This window comes from Natrinema sp. 1APR25-10V2, assembly GCF_031626495.1.
Lineage (GTDB): Archaea > Halobacteriota > Halobacteria > Halobacteriales > Natrialbaceae > Natrinema.
Map to the genome: position 1 here is coordinate 92,416 of NZ_JAMQOJ010000012.1, position 21,495 is coordinate 113,910.

17 protein-coding genes are annotated in these 21,495 nt (G+C 65.9%); 5 read left to right on the forward strand and 12 right to left on the reverse strand.

The annotated features are described in order from the left end of the window. Positions 1-6: 6 nt before the first annotated feature. From NDO75_RS27385 to NDO75_RS27415, 7 genes are all read right to left on the reverse strand, one after another. Complete coding sequence (locus NDO75_RS27385; RefSeq protein WP_310909706.1) at positions 7-879, reverse strand: carbohydrate ABC transporter permease; 873 nt, start codon at positions 877-879, stop codon at positions 7-9. Then, positions 876-1,829, reverse strand: coding sequence for a sugar ABC transporter permease (locus tag NDO75_RS27390; RefSeq protein WP_310909707.1), 954 nt, complete (start codon positions 1,827-1,829; stop codon positions 876-878). The genes NDO75_RS27385 and NDO75_RS27390 overlap by 4 nt, the downstream gene beginning before the upstream one ends. A gap of 150 nt (positions 1,830-1,979) precedes the next feature. Beyond that, positions 1,980-3,404: an ABC transporter substrate-binding protein gene (locus NDO75_RS27395; RefSeq protein WP_310909708.1), complete on the reverse strand. Its 1,425-nt coding sequence runs from the start codon at positions 3,402-3,404 to the stop codon at positions 1,980-1,982. A 232-nt stretch (positions 3,405-3,636) separates the two neighbouring features. Next, on the reverse strand, positions 3,637-5,175 hold the full coding sequence (locus tag NDO75_RS27400; protein ID WP_310909709.1) for a molybdopterin-dependent oxidoreductase: 1,539 nt from the start codon (positions 5,173-5,175) through the stop codon (positions 3,637-3,639). Positions 5,176-5,287: 112 nt separating this feature from the next. Beyond that, positions 5,288-6,595: an MFS transporter gene (locus NDO75_RS27405; protein WP_310909710.1), complete on the reverse strand. Its 1,308-nt coding sequence runs from the start codon at positions 6,593-6,595 to the stop codon at positions 5,288-5,290. A gap of 94 nt (positions 6,596-6,689) precedes the next feature. Next, complete coding sequence (locus NDO75_RS27410; protein WP_310909711.1) at positions 6,690-8,270, reverse strand: class I adenylate-forming enzyme family protein; 1,581 nt, start codon at positions 8,268-8,270, stop codon at positions 6,690-6,692. 99 nt (positions 8,271-8,369) lie between these two features. Next, positions 8,370-9,143, reverse strand: a complete 774-nt coding sequence (locus NDO75_RS27415; RefSeq protein ID WP_310909712.1) for an SDR family oxidoreductase — start codon at positions 9,141-9,143, stop codon at positions 8,370-8,372. Between the two features lie 477 nt (positions 9,144-9,620). Between NDO75_RS27415 and NDO75_RS27420 the strand changes: the two genes are divergently transcribed. Further along, complete coding sequence (locus tag NDO75_RS27420; protein WP_310909713.1) at positions 9,621-10,640, forward strand: MaoC family dehydratase N-terminal domain-containing protein; 1,020 nt, start codon at positions 9,621-9,623, stop codon at positions 10,638-10,640. Positions 10,641-10,718: 78 nt separating this feature from the next. On the opposite strand, the gene NDO75_RS27425 is transcribed toward NDO75_RS27420, so the two are convergent. Together NDO75_RS27425 and NDO75_RS27430 are read right to left on the reverse strand one after the other, a co-directional pair. After that, positions 10,719-11,144: an OB-fold domain-containing protein gene (locus NDO75_RS27425; RefSeq protein WP_310909714.1), complete on the reverse strand. Its 426-nt coding sequence runs from the start codon at positions 11,142-11,144 to the stop codon at positions 10,719-10,721. After that, a complete protein-coding gene (locus NDO75_RS27430) occupies positions 11,141-12,289 on the reverse strand; it encodes an acetyl-CoA acetyltransferase (protein WP_310909715.1) in 1,149 nt (382 codons plus the stop codon). The genes NDO75_RS27425 and NDO75_RS27430 overlap by 4 nt, the downstream gene beginning before the upstream one ends. A 211-nt stretch (positions 12,290-12,500) precedes the next feature. Here NDO75_RS27430 and NDO75_RS27435 point away from each other — a divergent pair, with 211 nt between their 5' ends. From NDO75_RS27435 to NDO75_RS27445, 3 genes are all read left to right on the forward strand, one after another. Beyond that, positions 12,501-14,075: an AMP-binding protein gene (locus NDO75_RS27435; RefSeq protein WP_310909716.1), complete on the forward strand. Its 1,575-nt coding sequence runs from the start codon at positions 12,501-12,503 to the stop codon at positions 14,073-14,075. A 3-nt stretch (positions 14,076-14,078) separates the two neighbouring features. Beyond that, a complete protein-coding gene (locus NDO75_RS27440) occupies positions 14,079-15,017 on the forward strand; it encodes a D-2-hydroxyacid dehydrogenase (protein ID WP_310909717.1) in 939 nt (312 codons plus the stop codon). A gap of 81 nt (positions 15,018-15,098) precedes the next feature. Further along, a complete protein-coding gene (locus tag NDO75_RS27445) occupies positions 15,099-16,088 on the forward strand; it encodes a TIGR03617 family F420-dependent LLM class oxidoreductase (protein ID WP_310909718.1) in 990 nt (329 codons plus the stop codon). Here the strand turns inward: NDO75_RS27445 and NDO75_RS27450 are convergent. Then, on the reverse strand, positions 16,061-17,059 hold the full coding sequence (locus tag NDO75_RS27450) for an MBL fold metallo-hydrolase (protein ID WP_310909719.1): 999 nt from the start codon (positions 17,057-17,059) through the stop codon (positions 16,061-16,063). The two genes, NDO75_RS27445 and NDO75_RS27450, sit on opposite strands and share 28 nt — an antisense overlap. 9 nt (positions 17,060-17,068) lie before the next feature. After that, complete coding sequence (locus NDO75_RS27455) at positions 17,069-18,265, reverse strand: acyl-CoA dehydrogenase family protein (RefSeq protein WP_310909720.1); 1,197 nt, start codon at positions 18,263-18,265, stop codon at positions 17,069-17,071. A 194-nt stretch (positions 18,266-18,459) separates the two neighbouring features. On the opposite strand from NDO75_RS27455, the gene NDO75_RS27460 reads away from it, so the two are divergent. After that, entirely contained in the window at positions 18,460-19,233 is a 774-nt protein-coding gene (locus NDO75_RS27460) for an IclR family transcriptional regulator (protein ID WP_310909721.1), read from the forward strand. 275 nt (positions 19,234-19,508) lie between these two features. Here the strand turns inward: NDO75_RS27460 and NDO75_RS27465 are convergent, their stop codons facing one another. After that, positions 19,509-20,882: an MATE family efflux transporter gene (locus tag NDO75_RS27465; RefSeq protein WP_310909722.1), complete on the reverse strand. Its 1,374-nt coding sequence runs from the start codon at positions 20,880-20,882 to the stop codon at positions 19,509-19,511. Positions 20,883-21,495 lie beyond the last annotated feature (613 nt).

The window sequence follows — 21,495 nt, forward strand, 5'->3', positions numbered from 1 at the left end:
GCGTTCTCAGAGCGCTCTGACTTGGAACCCTTTCAGCAGGTAGCTCTGCATGAAGTAGGCGAACAGCAGCGGCGGCAGCGTCATGGCCAGCGAGACCGCCATCAGGTAGGCGTCGGGCAGGAACTGCGACTGGTTCATCTCCCGGAGGACGCCGGGGGCGAACGTCGTCGTGTCGGTCGACGGTAGGAGGATCTGTGCGAACGTGAAGTCGTTCCAGGCGAGCGCGAAGGCGAACAGGGCCGCGGCGATGATCGCCGGTCGGCACTGGGGCACGACGACGTCGCGGAAGCCACGCCAGCGCGAGGCGCCGTCGACCCACGCGGCCTCCTCGTGGGCCTCCGGAATCGTCATGATGTACTTCCACATCAGCCACACCGCGAACGGCATGGAGATGGCCGACAGCGCGATGATGAGCCCGATGCGGGTGCCGAGCAGCCCGATGCTCCGCCAGATCTGGTAGAGCGGGATGCCGATGACGATGGGGCTGAAGAGGTAGCCGATCAGGAGGACCCGCGCGAAGTTCTCCTTCTGCGGGAAGTCCAGCCGCGCGAGTCCGTAGCCCGCCACCAACGAGACGATGATGACCGTGACGATGGTCCCGATGGCCACCACGGTCGTGTTGAAGATGTACGTGTACATCTCCGGATCAGTCAATATATTGAAGTTATCGAGGGTGAATATGTCGGGCGTTGGGAAGAAGGTGATGTCGTTCGAGACGACCTCGTACTGAGTGAACGCGAGCTGGGTCATCCAGTAGATCGGCCAGACACCGACGAGAACGATGATCGCGGTGCTGACGAGCTTTGCCGCCTCGAAGAACTGCATTTCGCTGTCGTATGAGAGGCCGAAGACGCCTCCCGGTGGTTCGCTCTGACTCATGCTGTCGTTTCTACCTCCTCACTCGGGTTGAAGACCATGAAGTAGCCGATCGCCGCCACGAGCAGGAACAGGAACATGACGACGGAGATCGCGTTCGCAAGCCCGTACGCCTGGTCGGTGTAGACGGTCTTGTATGCGAGCACCGGCAGCGTGGTCGTGGCGTTCCCGGGACCGCCCTGCGTGAGCTGCCAGATGATGTCGAACTTGTTGAACATGAAGACCGACCGGAGCAGCACGACGACCAGGATAATCCCCATGAGACGCGGTAGCGTGATGTCCCGGAACATCTGCCACCGGTTCGCACCGCACACCTTCGCCGCCTCGTAGAATCGGTTCGGAATCGCGCGTAGCTGCGCGAGCGTGAAGATCGTAATGAAGACCGAGAACTTCCAGGTACCGATGAGAATCAGCAGGGGCATCGCCCAGTCCCGCGATCCGAGCGGTGCCTCACCGGCCGCCCACAGGCTGAACCAGTCCGCGCCCATCATCTGCAGCACGCCGCCTCGCGGGTCGAACACCCGCAGCGCGATCAGCGAGACGATGATCGTCGGGATCAGGTAGGCCGTGAAGACGACCGCGGTGAGCAGCTTCTGGCCGTAGGTGATCCGGTTTAGCACGAGGGCCATCCAGAGGCCGACGGCGAGCTGGATGAGCGTGCTGCCGACCATGTAGACGATCCCTCGCCACAGCGATCCCCAGAACCGGGACAGCTCCATGACCTCGGAGTAGTTCGAGGTGCCCGCCCACTCCCAGACGGGGTTGAGCGTGTGGATGTTGTGTAACGATGCCCAGAACGCGAACGCGATCGGGAGCGCCGCGATAAGTATGTACAGGACGGCGACCGGCAGGATCGTTCCGATCCCGACGACGGTCTCCCGACTCACCGGCAGGTCGTCCCACGGGATGAACGCCCTCCCCGGTCGAACCGATTCTCCAGTTTCACCAGCCATGTTTAGGTTTCCTCTGCATCCGTGTCTGTTGATCTCATGGTTGTCCGTGTGCGATTCTCTGCATCCATGTATGTTAATCTCACGGTTGTTAGTGACCGACTTGCTCCACACCCAACGTCGCTAAATGAAGGGACGATGTCGATTTGCCGACTATCCGCCGAACTGCTCTTTCGCCTCCGAAAGTGACTCCTCGAGTTTGCCCTGGCCCCACTCGTAGGCTTCTTGGACGGACATCGAGTCGGTGATCACGTTGTTGACCATCTCGCCGTAGAACCACTGGCGCTGCATGTACAGCGCCACGGGCGAGGAGGTGTTGGCCGCGTCGACGCTGCCGTAGTGGTTGCCCCAGATCTCGTCTTGGACGTACTGGAGCTTCTCGAGCAGGTGGGGGTGGGCCTGCATGAGGTCTTGGTTCTCGAACGCGTCGGAGCCCAATATGTCGGAGTAACTCGGCAGGAACCGTCCCGGGTCGGCCGCGTAGAACTGCACGGTCTTCTCCACGCTGTCGGCGTAGAGCCACTCGAACCAGTCCTTCGCGGCCTGCGTGTTCCCGCCGCCCGAGAAGACGTGGTAGCCGTCGGGCGCCGGGGCGCTCAGCCAGTTCTCGTTCTTGTCGATTCCCTCCCACGTCGGATACGCCATGACCTGAGAGGCCTCGGCCAGCCCGCGTAGCGCGTCGCTGTCCTGGGCCTCGGCCTGCGCGGCGGCGAGTCCGACTGGCCAGGCGTTGAGGTGGTACTGCTGGCCGTACTGACCCTGGAGCCACCCGCCGAGCGACTCCGCCCAGCCGATGCTGGTCGGGTCGGGCGAGTACTGAGCGAGGTCCTTCATGTACTGCAACACCGTCGTCACTTCCTCTTCGGGCCAGTACATCTCGAGTTCGTCCTTGGCCTCGGGGTCCTTCCAGCGAACTCCGAGTCCGGAGACGCCCGCGCTCGCCAGGAGGACCTGGAACTCGTCCTGACTCTTGCCGGTCGGCATCCCCGCGAGCCCGTAGCCGCGCATGTCGGAGTAATCGCCGCCGGCCTCGTCGATGGCCCTGGCGTTGTCCAGCACGTCCTGGAAGGTCTGCGGTTCCGACAGGCCGAGCTCGTCGTAGACGTCCTGCCGGTACACGAAGTCGGAGACGTACACGCCGTGCGAGACTTGGAATATGTCGTCCCCACCGAGGAACGCCCCACCGACGTTCAGTTCACCGTTGACTTCCTCGATCGACGAGACCACGTCGCCGACGGAACTGAGCTGGTCCGTCGCCCAGATGTCGGCCACCTGGTCGAACGTGGAGGTGTTCGCGTCCGGCGGATTGCCCGCCTGAATCAACTGGGCGAGCCGGCCTTCCTGCGTACCGGACATTCCGCCCTCCTCAATGTTCAAACTGTGATCAGTGCTGTCCTCGAACTGGGACTGCATCTCCCCCCAGAGGCTCTCCCAAGAGGAGTTGTAGTAGTCAGTGATGAAGTGAATGTTTTCGTCACCACCACCCCCACCGCCACCGATGCAGCCTGCCATCGCTGCGGTGAGTCCTGCACCAGCACCCGTTAGCACCCTTCGCCTGTTGATGTTATCCCGTGTCATTGGTTCACAATCACTCTTGTCCATTGCTATCATCCTACTACAGCCATATAAACGTTCACGTTTTTTTCAGACGTTTCCCGAGAGTGTTTTTTAACATCAGTATATTTCGGTCCTTTATGTTAACCAACGTAAGTGAGTAACGACCACTCGAGTCACCGGGCCTATCTGCGGGACGGAAGTCGAACGAGGATAGTGGGACGGGGGCGGTCGAGTGACGGCTGCGGTAAAATCTTCATTGCGGAGTCACGGTTTCGGAAACCCAACCGGTAGCGCCGTCGGGCTTCGGCCCCTCTTTGTCCGGAATCTGGAGGGTCCCGTTCTCGTCGCGGGCACGGACGATCACCTCGTGTTCCCCGGTCGCACCGTACTCGTGGCGCCACTGTCTCCAGACGTCGTCGCCGGGGAGTGGCTCGGATATCTCGGCCTCAGTCCACGTATCCCCGCCGTCGGTCGAAACCTCGACGGCCCCGACGCCTCGAGTGCCGGCGTAGGCGTGGCCGGCCACCTCGATCCGGCCGCCGCCCAGGTGATTGACCTGCCAGAGTTTGGCCACGGTGTGGACCGGACCGGTCCCGTGCCAGCCCCGGTGCTCCCAGTAGCCCATCGTCTCCTCGGTCCGAACCTCGATCTCGGTCAGCCACTTCACATTGATTTCGCCCCAGTGGCCCGGAACGAGCGCGCGAACCGGCGCGCCGTGTGCCCGCGGCAGCGGCCGTCCGTTCATCCGATAGGCGAGCAATCCCGGCCACAACGCCTCGATCGGGAACTCGTTGTAGTAACTGTCGGCCCCGTGAAGGACGACGTAGTTGCCCTCGGGACCCGCCGCCTCGAGCAGCGACCGAACGGGGACGCCGCTCCAGAGGGCAGTGTCCATCTGGCGACCGTTGAGTCGGTCGCCGACACAGCGGAGCGTGACGAACCGATCTTCGAGGGCCATCGACTCGATGTCGGCGATGTCGTAGTCGACTTCCTCTTCGACGGCCCCGGTGATCGAGAGCGTCCACTCCTCGCGGTCGACGACGGGATCGACGTTGCCGATATCGACCTGATAGAAATCCGTACTGACCAGCGGCTCAAGTCCGTCCACCTCGAACGACTGGTCTTTCGCGCGCGTAAGCAGCGTTCGAACCTCGGGCCGGGCGTCCGCGGGAATCTCGAGCGGCGACGACACGGTTTCCGTGTCGGTCCCGCGGACGAACAGCCCGAGCGCGCTCAGGCCGATCGCCGAGCCGACGGCACCGAGGACGCGCCGACGGCCGAACGAACTGGGGGTAGCGTCCCCTCCCGCAACGAGTCCGACACCGATCGTCGCCAGCAGCACGAGGGCGGCACCGGCCGCGACACCGGCGCTCGAACGTGGTGACCGCGTCAGTCCGAACGCGACGGCGGTCGGCAGGACCGTTCCGACGATCGCGCCGGCGGCGATCGACGCGCGACGCTGGCGGAGGAGGCCGCTGTCGACGGAGACGTAATCCAGACAGATCGCGACGCCGGGCAGCGCCGCGAGCCCGAAGAGAACGCACGTCAGCGCGATGGCCGTCAGGAAGGCCACCTGATGGCCGAGGGTGCCGAGTTCGGTAATCGCGAAGGTCACGAGCGCCTCGGGACTGAGGGTAATGACGAGCCGATCGATCGGCGTCACGACGAACGCCGGCCGTCGGCCGACGGACAGATACGACCCCCCAACGGCGGCGAGTCCTGCAGCGAGCGCCACGGCGATCGGTGGAAGCCACGGGCGGACACGGGCGGCTGCCGTCCGTATGGGAGACATTATATAGCAATATGGTGTAAACGGTTATGAAAGCTTCGCGGCCGCTAGTTCTTCGCGAGGGCTCTCTCGGGCTGACGGCCCCGTCGACGAAACTCGGCCGCCGATCGAGTCTTCAGTCGGCTTTCACCCCCGTCCGGGTGACCTCGGGGTTTCGCAGGAGGGGAAGCGAGACGATCGTCAGACAGCTCGAGACGAGCACCGCACAGAGGACGTACGTGAACTGGTAACCGAACCAGCTCTCGACGGCCGGAATCGCCAGCAGCGGGCCGAGGCTAAGTCCGATATCCCCCATCACCTGATAGGCACCGCCCATCCGCCCCAGTTCGTCACCGGGCGTGAGATCGCCCATGATCGCGAGCAACGACGGCGCGGCCGCGCCCATCCCGCCGCCGACGAGGACGATCGCGCCGAGCAGCGCCTCGATCGTCGGGACGTAGGCGATGACCAGAAAGCCGACCGCCATCGCCAGGAACGCCGGCACCGTCAGGATCGTCCGATCGTCGACCAGATCCGACGCCCAGCCGGTGACGATCGTCAGCGAGCCCGAGGTGAGCACGCCCAGCCCCATCACGATGCCGCTGATACCCGCCGCCTCGAGGAAGGATAGCTCGAGGCCGTTGACGCTGGCGTAGCTCGCGAGCGTCGAGAGGATGACGCCGCCCCAGAGGAACCGCACCGCGAAGTTCCCGTAGCCGACGAGGACGACGGTCGGGTTGTCGGCCAGCAGCGCGGGGACCTCGCGGAGGCTCACCGATCGGCCCTCGCCGCCCGCACCCGCGTGAACGTCCGGGAGGACGATCGTCGCGACGGTTCCGGCGAGTAGCGCGAGCGCACCGGCGACGAGAAACGCCGTTTGCATGTCGGCGAGGTCTGTCAGGATGCCGCCGAGGATGAGGCCGGTCGGGAAGCCGAGCGACTGGCCGCCGCGCATGTACCCGACCCACCGGCCTCGGTTGTTCGTCGTCGTGACGTACGTGATCGTCGCGAACGCGCCGATGAAGACGAACGCGCTGCCGACGCCCCAGAACAGCCGCGCCGTGACGAAGACGAGGCCCGGGAGCGAGACGCCCCCGAGCAACGGCACCGCGCCCAGTTCGATCGGCGGCGTGTGGAGGCCGACGATGTAGCCGAAGGGAGCCAGCGCCTGCGTGAACAGCCCGAAGATCATCGGTTTGCGCGAGCCGATCCGATCGATGATCGTCCCCGCGGGCGTGTTCATGAACAGCCGCGCGATGCGGTTGGCAGAGAGGATCACGCTCAGCATCACCGCGCTGATCACGAGCTTCTCGTCGAGCAGCGGCAGCGTCGGGAAGGCCACGCCGGTCGCGACCCCGCCGAAGAAGATGCCGGCGATGACCGCGAGCGCGATCGTCCGGATCTCCCCGTTCGAGTACGTCTGGTCGGCGGTCTCGTCAGTCATCGGGCGTAGCGAGCGGTCGCCGAGGTCGGTCGCGGACAGCGCGGCGTCACACTCCGCCCGGCGGTACCTCGAGAGATCGATCGCTCACGTCCCATCACGATTCCATCCCGTGTTCCTCGACGAACTCGTCTTGCAGTTCCGTCTTGCGGATCTTGCCGCTGCCGGTCTTCGGGAGTTCGCGCCGGATCTCGACGACCCGGGGGTGCTTGTAGGGGGCGAGTTCCCCGAGGACGTACTCCTCGACGTCGTCCTCGGTCAGCTCCGCGCCGTCCTTCGGCGTGATCGCGGCCGCGACGGTCTCGCCGCGGCGCTCGTCTGGGAGCCCGAAGACCGCCGCCTCGTGGATGTCGGGGTGCTCGTAGAGCAGGTTCTCGACCTCGCGCGGGTAGACGTTGTACCCCGCGGTCAGGATCATCTCCTTCTCGCGGCCCTTGATGTAGTAGTAGTTGTCCTCGTCCCGCATGCCAATGTCGCCCGTCCGGAAGAAGCCGTCGTCGGTGAAGACCTCCTCGTTCGCCGCGGGGTTCTCGTAGTAGCCTTTCATCACCTGCGGGCCGGCGATGAGGATCTCGCCTTCCTCGCCCGCGCCGAGTTCGTTCCCCTCCTCGTCGACCACCTTCGAGCGCGTGTGGCCGACCGGCTGGCCGACGCTCCCGGGCCGGTTGCCGAGCGACGACCACCGGATCGTGTGCGACGTCGCGGTGGTCTCGGTCAGTCCGTACCCCTCGGAAAGCGGGACGTCGAACGCCTCCTCGAACTGCTCCTGTGTCGGTTTCGGAAGCTTGTCCCCGCCCTGCCCGGCCTTGATCAGCGTCGACAGATCGTACTCGTCGGGGTCGTAGGCGTCGAGCAGGTCGACGAACATCGCGGCGACGCCGACGAAAGTCGGAATGTCGTGCTCGTCGAGCTTCTCGAGGACCAGTTCCGGGTCCCACTGGTCGGGACGGAGCAGGTGTAGCGTCCGGCCGCCACACAGCGAGGCCATCATGCCGAGCATCCCGGTGATGTGGTACATCGGCAGGACGATGATCCCGTCGCCCTCGATCGGTCCGGCGCTGTAACTCGAGACGCTCTGGGCGATCTGGACCCGGAAGTTGCGGTGGGTCAGCAGGACGCCTTTCGGCTTGCCCGTCGTCCCCGAGGTGTAGGGCTGGAGCAGCACGTCGTCGTCCTCGCGGTCGACCACGTCCGGGTCGGCGTCGGCCGCGCCGAGGTCGGGCAGCGACCGGTAGTCGCCGCCGGGCGTCGCGCTGACGATCTCCGTCTCGAGGTCGGCGACGGCCTCGACGACGTAGTCGTCGGGCTCGCCCTCGACGAGGACGGCCTTCGCGTCGGCGTGCTCGAGCTGGTATTCGATCTCGCGGCGGCGGTACTCGGGGTTCAGCGGGCTCGCGATGATTCCGGCGTGACAGCAGGCCCAGACGGCGGTACAGAACGGAATCCCGTTGGGCATGTAGAGCCCGACCCGATCGCCCGCCTCGAGGCCGAGTTCCCGGAGGCCGTCGGCGAACCGCCCGACGCGGTCGCCGAACTCGCGGTAGGTGATCGTTTCGCCGGCGTGTTCGATCGCGAGTTCGTCGGGCTGTTCCGCGACCGCTCGCTCGAGTAGGTGTGCGACATTTCCATCGTAGGGAGCCTCTAAAAGCGTCTCCGCGGGGACGATATCGAGTTCCATGTGCTCCGCGTTTGTCGCTCGGGATGAAAAATATACGGGTGGTGGTAACAGAGGACGTGTTCTCGGTCTCGCAGACGGTACGTCTCGAGTCCGGTCGGATTACTCTCCGAGTCGCGGGATTCCCTTGATCTCGACCGTCTCGCCGACCATATACGAGGAGGCCGGGCTGGCGAGGAACTGTGCGAGGTCGGCGACCTCCTCGGGTTTGCCGATGGTGCGGTCCGGCGAGGTGCGAGCGATCTCGTCGGCGTCGTCCTCGACGCCCATCTGGGTGCGGACGCCCTCGGTCGCGACGAGACCGGGCGCGATGCAGTTGACCCAGATGCCGTCCTCGGCCCAGTCGGCCGCGGACGAGGTGGTGAAGTTGACGACGCCGGCCTTGGCCGCGCCGTAGTGGCTCATCGTCTTCGAGCCACGGGTGCCCGCGACGCTGGCGAAGTTGACGATCCGGCCGCCGCCGTTGTCGCGCATGTACTCGACGGCCAGCTGCGAGCAGTGGAAGGTGCCGTGGAGGTTGATGTCGACGATCGTCTTCCAGCCGTTCTCGCTGATCTCCGAAGGCGGGGCCTGAAAGCTCGCCCCCGCGTTGTTGATCAGGATGTCGAGGCCGCCGAATTCGTCGACGGTCTCGTCGATCATGTCCTGAACCGCCTCGCGGTCCGTCACGTCGCACTCGATGGCCAGCGCCTCGCCCGGCCGCTCGCTCTCGTTGATCGCGTCGGCCACCGGCTCGACGTTCTCCATCTCCCGCGAGGTGACGACGACGTTCGCACCGTCGTCGGCGAACCGCTCGACGATCATCTTCCCGATCCCGCTCGAGGAGCCCGTGACGATCGCCGTCTGGCCCTCGACGCTGAACTGGTCGGTCGTCATCGCCGTCCCTCCGTGTTCGCTGTGGTCTCAGCAGCCGATACGCCGGTCCCAAGGGTGACAGTGACTGGCATTCGCGTCTACGGGTTCATCGACGTTCATTATAAGCTATTCGACCAGACGCCGACGTGCGGTGGCGCGCGCTGGATCGCGGTGAACGACCAGTGAACCGCGGTCCGACGCTGCGCGAGGGACGAGTGAGGGAACGGAGTGACCGAGCGAATCGGCTGGGGAGGACGTGGAGAACCCCTGTGTTCGTGCGAGCAGGACACTCAGTCGTCCGCTCGAGGTGTCGGACCGATGGATGACTACTCACCGTCTACCACAGACCGAGACGAGTTCCGGGAGAGGTACTGTTATGCCGGTCGTGCCCAAACCGTGTGGCGATGAACGGCGGAGACGGACCCGACCGACAGCGCAGGACGACCGAACGACCGGCGATCGCGCGGCCGACCGACACCACTACGGAGGCGACTCGAGATGCCGAATAGACCGATCGAGGAACTCGAGGCGATGGTCGGTGACAGCCGCGTCACCGTCGAGGAGTTTCGCATCGAGGCCGGCAAGGTCGAGGAGTTCGCGCGTGCGATCACGTCCGACGACCCGGTCTTCCGCGACGAGGCGGCGGCCGCCGATCGGGGCTACGACCGCGTCCCCGCGCCGCTGACCTACAGTCAGGTGGGGCGGTTCCCGCGGTACACCCCCGATGACGTCGACGGGAAGGGCTTCGACCTGGGCTTCCAGCCCGAATACGTTCTCCACGGCGAGCAACACCACGAGTACGAGCGCCCGATGGCCGTCGGCGACGTACTCGAGGGGACGACCACGCTCGCGGACGTCTTCCAGCGCGAGGGGCCCCGTGCGGGGACGATGACCTTCGCCGTCCTCGAGACCGAGTACCGAAATCGGGACGGCGAACTCGTACTGACCGACCGCTCGACTGCGATCGAGACCTCCGGCGCGGTCGACGAGGACGCCAGTGACGAGGAAGGCGACGACGCCTCGAGCGAGCCCGCCGAGACCGCGACGAACGGCGGCACCGCCGCGGTCGAGTCGGACGTCCCGCCGGCGACCGTCGGCGACTTCGATCGCGTCCACGATCTCGCCGACATCGCGGTCGGTGACACCGGTCCGAACGTGGTCGTCGAGGACCTCGATCGCCAGCAGTTCGTCAAGTACGCCGGCGCGAGCGGCGACTTCAACCCGATCCACTACGACGAGCCCTACGCTACGGCCGCGGGCAACGAGAGCGTCTTCGGGCAGGGAATGTTCACCGCCGGGGTCACCTCCCGCGTCGTCGCGAACTGGTTCGAACTGCGGGACGTGACGAGCTTCGGCGTCCGATTCCAGTCGCGGGTCTTCCCCGGCGACACCGTCGTCGCCAGCGGCGAGGTCGTCGAGATCGACGAGGACGAAGGAACGGTGGAAACGGAACTCGAGGCGTGGACCGACGACGGCGAGACGCTGCTCACCGGCACGGCGACGGCCGACCTCGAGTAAAAACGCACGCCCTTTTCGCGGACAGTTCGCGCGCGCTGTACCGAACGATCAGTGCGGCGTCGAGCGCCGTCTCGACGCTCACTCCGGCACGAACACCGGCATGGCGGCTTCGTCGGAGAGCCGCCAGAACCGCACCGCGACGGGCATCTCGACCTCGAGGTCGTCGGGATCGGCGTCGATCATCGCGAGCAGGCGCGGGCCCTCGGCGAGTTCGATCGCGCCGACGGCGTACGGAGTCCGGTCGCCGAAACCGGGTTCGCCGGGGACGTGGCAGACGGTGTAGGAGTAGATCGTCCCGACGCCCTCGCTCGGTTCGAACGGGGGGTCCTCCGCGCCGCAGGCGGTACAGACCGCCCGCGGGTAGAGCTGGCGGTTACCGCACTCACACTTCTGGTACAGCAGGTCGCCCTCGAGCGTCGCCTCCCAGAACGGTTCCGTCGCGCCGGTCGGGACCGGGACCGGCCCCGCCCACTCCTCGCGGCAGTCTTCGACGGGCGCGCTCATGCTTCCCTCCGGAGGACGACTGTACTACTCGACGACAGGATGCCGCCGGTTCCATGGGCGACCGCGACCTCGGCGTCGTCGACCTGACGCTCGCCCGTATACTCGCCTCGAAGCTGGCGGACGGCCTCGATGAGGACGAAGACGCCGAAGTGGCCGGGGTGACAGTAGGAGAGCCCGCCGCCCTGCGTGTTCATCGGTAGCTCGCCGCCGGGGGCGGTCGTCCCGCCAGAGACGAACTCGCCGCCCTCGCCCTTTTCGCAGAACCCGAGATCCTCGAGCGTCACCAGGGCGGTGTAGGTAAACGAGTCGTATATCTGGGCGACGTCGACGTCGTCGTGGGTAATACCGGCTTGCTCGAAGGCCTTCGGTCCCGTTACCGCCGCCCCGGTCGTCGTCATATCGGGCATTTCGCTGATATCTTGCCGGTGCGTGCTCGTCGAGGCGACGCCCGCGACCGAAATCGGGGGAACGCCGAGTTCCGCCGCCTTCTCCTCGCTGACGAGGACGACCGCGCCCCCGCCGTCGGAGACCAGACAGCAGTCGAGAAGGTTGAACGGCTCGGCGATCCGCCGGGATTCGAGTACGTCGTCGACGGTAATCGGATCCTGCTGTGCGGCTTTTGGGTTCATCGACGCCCACTCGCGGGTCGCGACGGCGATCTCGGCGAGTTGCTCCTCCGTCGTCCCGTACTCGTGCATGTGCCGTTTAGCGGCCATCGCGTACGCCCCCGGCGGGCGGAAGAGCCCCGTCGGACGAACGAAGCCGTCGACCGGATGGGTGACCTCGAGGGACTGATCTCTGCCGGGACCGGTCTTGCTCGTCGAGCCGTACGCGACGACCACCACGTCGGCCTCGTCGCGGGTCATCGCGTCGCGAACGTGACCGCAGAAGTGTTCGAACGACGAGCCGCCGATCTCGGTCCCCTCGAGGAACGAGGGCTCGTCGAGGTCGAGGTACTCCGAGAGCACCAGCGCCGGCATGTAGTCGTCGCCGCCGGCGACTGCGACGCCGTCGACCTCGTCGAGGGCACAGCCGGCGTCCTCGAGAGCGCGGACGGTCGCGACCGCCGCGTTGTCGAGCCAGTTCCGGTCGGGGGTCTCGCCGAGGTCGCTCTCGGCGACACCCGCCAGGATCGGTTCAGCCACGGGTATCCCTCCGTCTCACGGACCGTGTCATCGTCTCCCGATATCGTAACCGAACGCAAATAGCTTGTGGTAGAGGGTACCAATGCACGTATTCCTGTGGCCGGGTGGGTCCGCGTGACTGCGGGCGGTCTCGAGCAGCGAGGCGCGACGAGGCGGTGAGGCCACGTCACACATGGATACTATTTTATATCATTCCATGATATCATCCCACATGGATTTGGCAAGTGTTAGCGAGGGTGCCAGAGACGGCAACGTCGCGCGGCTCCACGACGAGACGGTGCGCCACCACGGCGACGCACAGGCGATCGAGTACCACGGGCAGACGTTGACCCACGAGGACCTCCAGGCCGCGAGTTCGCGCTTCGCCGGCGGGCTGGCCGACCTCGGGATCGAACCCGGCGACGTGATGCTGCAGTACCTGCCGAACTGCCCGCCGTATCTGATCGGCGCGCTCGGGGCGTTCAAAGCCGGCGCGATCGTCTCGCCGGTCAACCCGCAGTACCGCAAACGCGAACTCACGTACCAGCTCGAGGACACCGAGGCCGCGGCCGTCCTCACCCACGTCGCGCTCGAACCGTATCTGGAGGAAGCGCTCGAGGCCATCGACTGGGATCCGGTCGTCATCTCCGTCGACACCGAGAGCGAGGGCATCCACGCCTTCGACGACGTTCGCGGCGAGGAGACGTTCGTCGAGCGGGCAGACGACGACGTGGCGCTGCTGCCCTACACCTCGGGGACGACCGGGAAACCAAAGGGCGTGCAACTCACGCACCGCAACTTCCGGGCTCAGACGTTCTCGATCCTCTCTCAAGAGCAGGCGCTCGACGACGAGGACGTGCGCAGCCTCGTCTGGCTGCCGCTGTACCACATCACCGGCTTCACCCACACCGCGTGGCAGCCCCTCGTTCGGGGCGGGAGCGTCTACCTCCGGAGCGCGGCCAACTGGGACGGCGACGCCGCGATGGAACTGATCGAGGAGGAAGGCATCACCCACTACGTCGGCGTCACCGCGATGTACGTCGACATGATCAACAGCGAACGGTTCGGCGACTACGATCTCACCAGCCTCGAGTCGGCCGGCGAGGGCGGCGCGAAGATGTCCGTCGCGGTCCAGGAGGAGTTCGAGGAGACCGCGGGCGTCGAGATGGCCGAGGGGTACGGGCTCACCGAGACCAACGGCGCGACCCACTCTCAGAGCGGGTCGACGTTCGGCCTGCGCCACGGCACGATCGGCCAGCCGACGCGGATGACCGAGGCCAAGATCGTCGACGAGAGCGGCGATACCGTCGCTATCGGCGAAGAGGGCGAGCTCCTGGTTCGGGGGCCGCAGGTGATGAAAGGCTACCACGGGATGCCCGAGGCGACCGAGCGGGCCTTCACCGACGACGGCTGGTTCCGGACGGGCGACATCGCACGCCGCGACGAGGACAACTACTACGAGATCGTCGACCGGAAGAAGCACATGATCAACTCCGCCGGTTACAACATCTACCCGAGCGAACTCGAGGAACTCCTCTCGGAACACGAGGCCGTCGCGGAGGGCGCGGTCGTCGGAATCCCCGACGAGCGGCGCAACGAGGTGCCGAAAGCGTTCGTCGTCACCGCTCCGGGCGTCGAACCCGGCGACGACGTGACCGCCGAGGAGATCAAGGAGTACTTCCTCGACAACGTCGCCTCCTACAAGCACCCCCGCGAGGTCGAGTTCATCGCCGAACTCCCGCGGACGACGAGCGGCAAGATCCAGAAATACAAGCTCGAGGACGCCGAGGAATCGGAGGACGCCTGACTCGTGACGGTCGTCGTCAGTCCCCACATCCTCTCGGGCGGCGGGCCGCGGCTGGTCGCCGCGATCCGCGAGCGCCGGCCGGAGATCGACCTCGAGCACGTCGAGGACGAGGACGAACTCCCGGCGGCCGTCGCCGACGCCGACGTACTCGTCACCCACCGGCTCCCCGACGAGGTGCTCGAGGCGGCCGCCGATCTCGAGTGGGTGCAGGCGCTGAGCGCCGGTACCGATTTCTTCGATCGCGACGCGCTGGCAGACCGCGGCGTGGCGCTGACGAACGTGTCGGGGATCCACGCGAAGCCGATCGGTCAGCAGGTGCTGGGCTACCTGCTGCACTTCGAGCGCGGCTTCGACCGCGCGGTCGCCCAGCAACACCGCCGGGAGTGGGAGCGGTACATGGGCGGCGAACTCGGCGATCGGACGATCGGCATCGTCGGCGTCGGTGCGATCGGCTCTACAGTCGCCGACTACTGCCAGACCTTCGACGCCCGCGTGATCGGGACCAAACGCGATCCGACCGACGCACCCGGCAGCGTCGACGAAATCTACGGGGCGGACGAGCTCGAGTCCGTCCTCGAAGCGAGCGACTACCTCGTGCTGGCCTGTCCGCTGACCGACGAGACGCGGGGGCTGATCGACGCCGACGCCCTCGCGACGCTCCCGGACGACGCCGTGCTGGTCAACATCGCCCGGGGGCGGGTGGTCGATCAGCCCGCGCTCGTCGACGCGCTCGAGGCCGACGAACTCGGCGGGGTCGCGCTGGACGTTTTCGAGGAGGAGCCGTTGCCCGAAGAATCGCCGCTCTGGGACCGCGACGACGTGCTCGTGACGCCGCACATGGCCGGCAGCACGCCCCACTACTGGGAACGCTGCGCCGACGTCTTCCTGCGGAACTACGACCGATTCCGCGAGAACGAGGCGCTCGAGAACCGCGTCGTCTGAGCCGGGGACCGGCGCTTGTTTTGGGGTCGTAGACGCGAAACGCGGCCATAGATTGAAGCCCCGTCACGTCGAGCATCGTGTATGTCAGACCTTCGCATCGACGCGATGGTGCCCGGCTTATCGACCGACTCCGGCGACGCTGCCGCACGCGCCGAGGAACTCGGGTTCGACGGCGTCTGGACGCCCGAGATGGACAACGACGCGTTCCTCCCGCATCCGCTGATCGCGGACCGGACGGACGAGATCCAGCAGGGAACCCGCATCGCGCTCTCGTTCACTCGCAGCCCGATGGCACTCGCCTACACCGCCTGGGATCTCGCGCGGTACTCCGACGGGCGGTTCGTCCTCGGGATCGGTACGCAGGTCAAGGGCCACAACGAGCGCCGCTTCAGCGTCGACTGGGAGTCCCCCGGGCCGCGGCTGCGCGAGGTCGTCGAGTCGCTCCGGCACATCTTCGACGTGTTCCAGGGCGAGGCCGACCTGGACTATCAGGGCGAGCACTACTCGTTCTCGCTCATGACGGACAACTTCAACCCGGGACCGATCGACCACCCCGACGTGCCCATCTACATCGCGGGCGTCAACGAGTACAACATCCGACTCGCGGGCGAACTCTGCGACGGACTGGACATGCACGTCTTCAACACCCCCGGCTACACCGACGACGTCATCGCGCCGACCGTCGCCGAGGGAGCCGACCGCGGGGACCGCTCGCTCGAGGACGTGTCGCTCTCGGCGAGCCCGTTCGTCGTGACCGGCGAAACCGAGGAGGAGCGCGAGCAGTCCCGCGCGGAGGTGCGCCGGCGCATCGCCTTCTACGGTAGCACCCGCACCTACCACGACGTGCTCGACCACCACGGCTGGCGCTCCGTCGGCGAGGAGCTACACGAACTCTCGAAGGATCAGCGCTGGGACGAGATGACCGATCTGGTCACCGACGAGATGGTGGCGACGTTCGCGATCGAAGCGCCGCCCGAAGAGTTACTCGCGGAGGCAGAGGACGTCTACGGCGGCATCGCCGACCGTATCGTCCTCCCCCTCGATCACGGCGAGGCTTTCCTGACCGAGTAGTCGCGGACGCCGTCGCGCTCTTTGTACTGGATGCGATCGCGCCCCTCGAGCGTGCCGAGCGCGCCGAGCGTGTCGAGCAACTGCGCCGGGTACCGGACCTCGCCGGCGCGGTGGCGCGTGATCTCCATCGGCGTCGCGGGGCCGACGCTCGCGACCGCCTGAAACGTCTCGCCGGTGAGCGACTCGAGTGCCGACCGCGTGCTCTCGATCACCCCCTCGTAGTCGGTGAAGACGGGACCGTGACCGGGGTAGACCCGGTCGACGTTGCGGCCCTCGAGACGGTCCATCGCGCGGTGGAACGCGTCGACGGCGTCGTAGGCGCCGTAGTCGATGCCGACGTGGATCGCACCGGGCCGGAACGGCTCGATGAGGGCGTCGCCGCTGAACAGCGCGCGCTCGCCGTTCAGGACCGTCGCGAGGCTCGCGTGGTGGATCTGGTGACCGGGCGTGTGCAGGGCCTCGAACTCGCGGCCCGCGACGGTAAACGGCTCGTCGAACTCGAAGGGGACGGCCTCGTCGGGCGTGAGCAACCGCCGGTTGCGCTCCAGTGACGACTGGGCGCGCTCGACCTCGCGTGCGATCGCCTCGCCGTGGTAGCCCGCCGAGCGGCCGATATCACGGACGCCGTCGGCGAGGTCGTCCGGGTCGCGCTCGAGTTGCTCGAGGACGGGCCGAGGCGCGTGGATCGTCGCCCCGGCCTCGCGCAGCAACGGCACCTGTCCGATGTGGTCGCTGTGCGGGTGGGTGACGACGACAGCCTCGACGTCCCCGGGGTCGTACCCCTTCGCGGCCAGCCCCTCGCGGATGGTCGCTTCGGCGCGGTCCTCCGGGTCGCCGGTGTCGATCAGGATCGGGGCCGGTTCCTCGACGAGGTAGGCTGCGGCGTGTTTCGGCGGCCACTCGATATCGAAGTCGAGCCGGGAAACCTGCGATGTGGCGGCCTTCGTCCGCTGTTCCGTCGGGTCGTCCATCGTCGACCCTTATATGAGTTCGCGGGCGATCGTCCGTTTCTGGATCTCGTCGGTCCCCTCGAAGATGCGGAAGACGCGGGCCGAGCGGTAGTTGCGTTCGATCGGGAGGTCCTTCATGAAGCCGGCGCCGCCGTGGACCTGCATCGCGATGTCGGCGGCGTCGTTCGCGAGCTTCGCGCCGCGGAGTTTGGCCATCGATTCCTCCTTGCGGGCGCGCTCGCCGTTGTCCATCTTCCAGGCGGCGTAGCGGTAGAGCTGGCGGACCTGCTCGATGTCGGTCGCGAGCTCGGCCAGCTGGAACGAGACACCCTGCCGGTGGCCGATCGGTTTGTCGAACGTCTTCCGCTCGCGGGCGTACTCGACCGACATGTCGAGCAGGAACTGCGCCGTCCCGACGGAGCCGGCGGCGATGTTGATCCGGCCGCCGCCGATCCAGTCCATCGCGGACTGGAAGCCCTTGTCGACCTCGCCCAGCACCTGGTCCTCGCCGACGCGGCAGTCGTTGAAGTACAGCTCCGAGTGCGTTCCGGGGGTCATCCCCATCGCGCGGTGGATCTTGCCTACCTCGAAGCCCGGGTTGTCGTCGTCGACGAGGAAGCACGTGATGCCGCCGAGATCGCCGTCGTCGCCGCTCGTCCGGGCGAACACCATCGCGAAGTCGGCGTACGGGCCGTTCGTGATGTAACACTTCTGTCCGTTGATCACCCACTCGTCGCCGTCTTTCTCCGCACTGGTGTCCATGTAGTGCGCGTCGCTGCCGTGGCCCGGCTCGGTCAGCGCGAAACAGGTCGTGATCTCGCCGTCCATCAGGGGGTCGAGGTACTCCTCGCGCTGTCGGTCGTCACAGGCGAGCAGGATGGGCGTCGGGCCACCCGCACCGCCGAAGATCGAGCTGTGGAAGCCCGGCGGCCGGTTCGACATGTGCTCGCCAACGATCGCTCGAGTGAGGATGTCGACGTCGCCGCCGCCGACCTCTTCGGGCATCGTCATCCCGTAGAAGCCCGCTTCGACGGATTTCTGCCGGATCTGTTCGACGATGTTGCGATACTCGGGGACCTGCCGATGCTCGTCGTCGACGATCTCCTTCTCGTAGTCGGCACCGAGGAACTGATCGTACTCGTTCTCGAGGGGAGCGACTTCCTGATCGATGAAATCGTCGAGCGCCTTCTTGATCTGCACGGCTTCGGACGGTTCGCTGAAGTCCATAGCCTATGTCACATAACGTACTACTTAAGCGTTACCGTGTGATTGGCTTTCAATGTACATAGAAACGGTGGGTCGCCGGATATCGATCGATTCGATGCCGAGCGAGAGGGAATTCGAATCAGAGGGATTTTTTCGGCTGCGATCCGCGTTCAGCAGAGCGGAACAGTTTTGGGTCGTTTCGTCGAATGAGACGTATGGCAACAACGGACACGAACGGGGGAAGCCGGGTGGCGGCAGTGGTGAAAACCCTCGACATCCTCGAGGCGCTGTGGCAGGCCGGGGGTGCCGGGGTGACGGAACTCACCGAGCGAACGGACCTCGCCAAGAGCACGGTCCACGCCCACCTGACGACGCTTCGCTCGAAGGGGTACGTCGTCCAGGAAGGCGACGAATACCGCCTGAGCCTCCGGTTTCTCTCCTTCGGAGAACACGTCAAACACGCCGAGCCGCTGTACGCCGCGTCGGAAACGCCCATCGACGAACTCTCGACGGAAGTCGGCCAGCGAGTCCTCTGTTCGACACACCAGAACGGACTCGGCACCGTGCTCAACGTCAGCGAGGGGAGCCGATCGTTCACCAGCGACATCGACATCGGGACGCACGTCTATCTCCACAGTTCGGCCGGCGGCAAGGCCATGCTCGCTCACTTCCCGGACGAGCGCGTCGACGAAATCATCGATCAGTGGGGTCTGCCGGCCTTCACCGAAAAAACGATTACCGACAGAGAGGAGCTCTTCGACGTGCTCGCGGCGGTTCGCGAGGAGGGAGTCGCGTACAACCGCGGGGAGTATCTGCCCGGAATCAGCGCGATCGGCGCGCCGATCCTCGACAACGACGGCACCGTCTACGGGGCGGTCACCGTCACCGGTCCCGAACACCGACTCGAGAACGAGTGGGAGGAAAACGACCTTCGTACCCAGTTACTGTCGACGGCGAACACGATCGAAGTGAACATGATGTTCTCCTAACTGTTCAGCTCTGCTGAACGGGCGTGTAGATCGTCGACAGGGGTCAGACGGTGTTCGTCCCGTCCACCGTTCCTGTTCGACGCGGGAATTCGGCTGGTACTCGAGCAGTCACTGGGCACGACCGCGACCGGCCGAGGAAAGTATTACAATCGTATGAGTGTAAAATCCAGAGGATCGCTCACACGGGCGGTGAACCCCCCTCGCGTTCGCGACGAGTGAACGGCGAACAACCGACGGAGCGTTTGGAGGACACCGATGGAAGCGAGCGGTATCGATCAGTCGGACGCGTCGGCTCGCTCGGCCATCATCGCCGCCGCGGTCTCCGCCCAGTCGCCGCGGACGAATCCGACGCCGACGACGAGTACCCACCAGACGTAGTTCAGCACGATCCCCGCGTAGATGCCGGCCAGCCCGTAGCCGAGGGCGATCGCGGTGAGGTACGAAAAGGCGAGCAGGAATCCGAACGTACCGGTGAACCTGGCGTAGAACGGCGTGCGCGTCTCTCCCGCACCACGGAGACAGCCCGACAGCGGGAAGAAGAGACCGAAGGCGACCATCGAGACGCCGAAAACGCGAGTGAAGACGACGGCGTACTCGAGCGTGGCCGCATCGCTCGTGAACAGCCGGGCGATCGGCCGCGCGCCGACGACGAGAACAGTCGCTGACACGGAAAGCGCGAGGAGGCTCAGGGCGGTGATGGCGAGGGCGGCAGCGCGCGCATCGGTTGGCCGGCCCTCGCCGAGCGTCTGCCCGACGACGATGCTCGCGGCGACGCTGGCCGAGCGGTACAGCGGGCCGCTGAACTGCTGGTAGGCCCGCCGGCCGATGTAGTACGCGGCCGTCACCTCGGTCCCGAAGGTGAGCAGGAGGGCATTGAAGGGGAAGTTCGCCAGCGAGGTGCTCATCCCCTCGGCGAAGTTCGGCAGGCTCACCGCCACGAGCTGGCGCGTGATCACCGCGCTCCGCGGGCGAGCGAGGGAGAGGGCCGTTCGCCCGCCGGCGATCGCAGTCGTCATCGCGACGGCCTCGAGCGTTCGACTGATCGCCGTCGCAAGCCCGACGCCGACGATTCCCAGCGCGGGAAGGGGGCCGAGGCCGAGTCCAAGACCGACCGTCGCCGCGATGTTGAGGCCGTTCGCGGTGCCGTTGACGACCATCGGCGTCCGCGTGTCGCCGGTCCCCTGCAGCGAGCGCGCGCCCACGATCCCGACGATTCGCATCGGCGCGGCGACGAAGAGCAGGGTGAGATAGCGCCCGCTCATCTCGACCACGCCGGGGTCGGCACCCAGGAGGGCGATCAGCGGCTCCGACAGCGTCAGTCCGGCGACGGTCAGCGGCAACCCCGCCACAAACCCGATTCCGAGCGCCTGCGTGATCGCGGCGTCGCGAGTCGCCTCGGCTCCGCGGCCGGTGTCCTGGCTCGAGAGGGCGATCGCGCCCGTCCCGAGTCCGAGCCCGATCCGGAGGGGAAGCTGCGCGTAGAGGTCCGCCAGCCCGACCGCGGCGACGGCCGCCGGCGAGAACAGGCCGGTGACGAGGATATCGACCGTCCGCATTAGCGTGTTGAGCGTCTGCTGGACCGCGATCGGCCACGAGAGCGCCACGGTCCGTCGCCACACGTCGCGGACCCGAACCCCGGAATCGGCCATACGTCGTTCGAAGACGGGAACGCGTCGAATGAAGGTATCGGTGCGACGCGTATAAATACGGGGTGTCATGGAGATTTATATATTTCATATACAGATATCTAATCATATATGTTAGCGAGACAGACCTCCCATCGTCGGAACTGAAACGAACATCGCTCGATACTCGAGGAACATCGACATGGCATCGTTCCTGGACCTATCGACGTCTGAACCTGCCTCTCGCACGATCCTTCGTTCCCAACGGTCGGTTTCTGTTTGCCGTCCTCGACCGATCGTCTCGACGAGAAACGGAAGCGTGGCGGCACGGGGCGGGCAGACTGGGCTTACACGTCGATTTCCGTCGTTCGACCGTGGTGAGGCTACGAAGTGACGATCCACGGTCGATTTCGTATTCGGGTACCAACATATCCGACATATACTATGAGTTTTGACACTACAGGAGTCGCGATAGTTGCGATGGCCGTGTCCTCGCCGGACGAATGTGAACCGCCCGTTGCTCGAGCGGCGGCGAAAGGGGACGGCCGAGTCGCTCGGAACACGGCCCCACTAGAGCCTTACCACTGTTCGATCGAAGGCGGTATTTGCCGAACAGTACCAACCAAACTGGAGGATA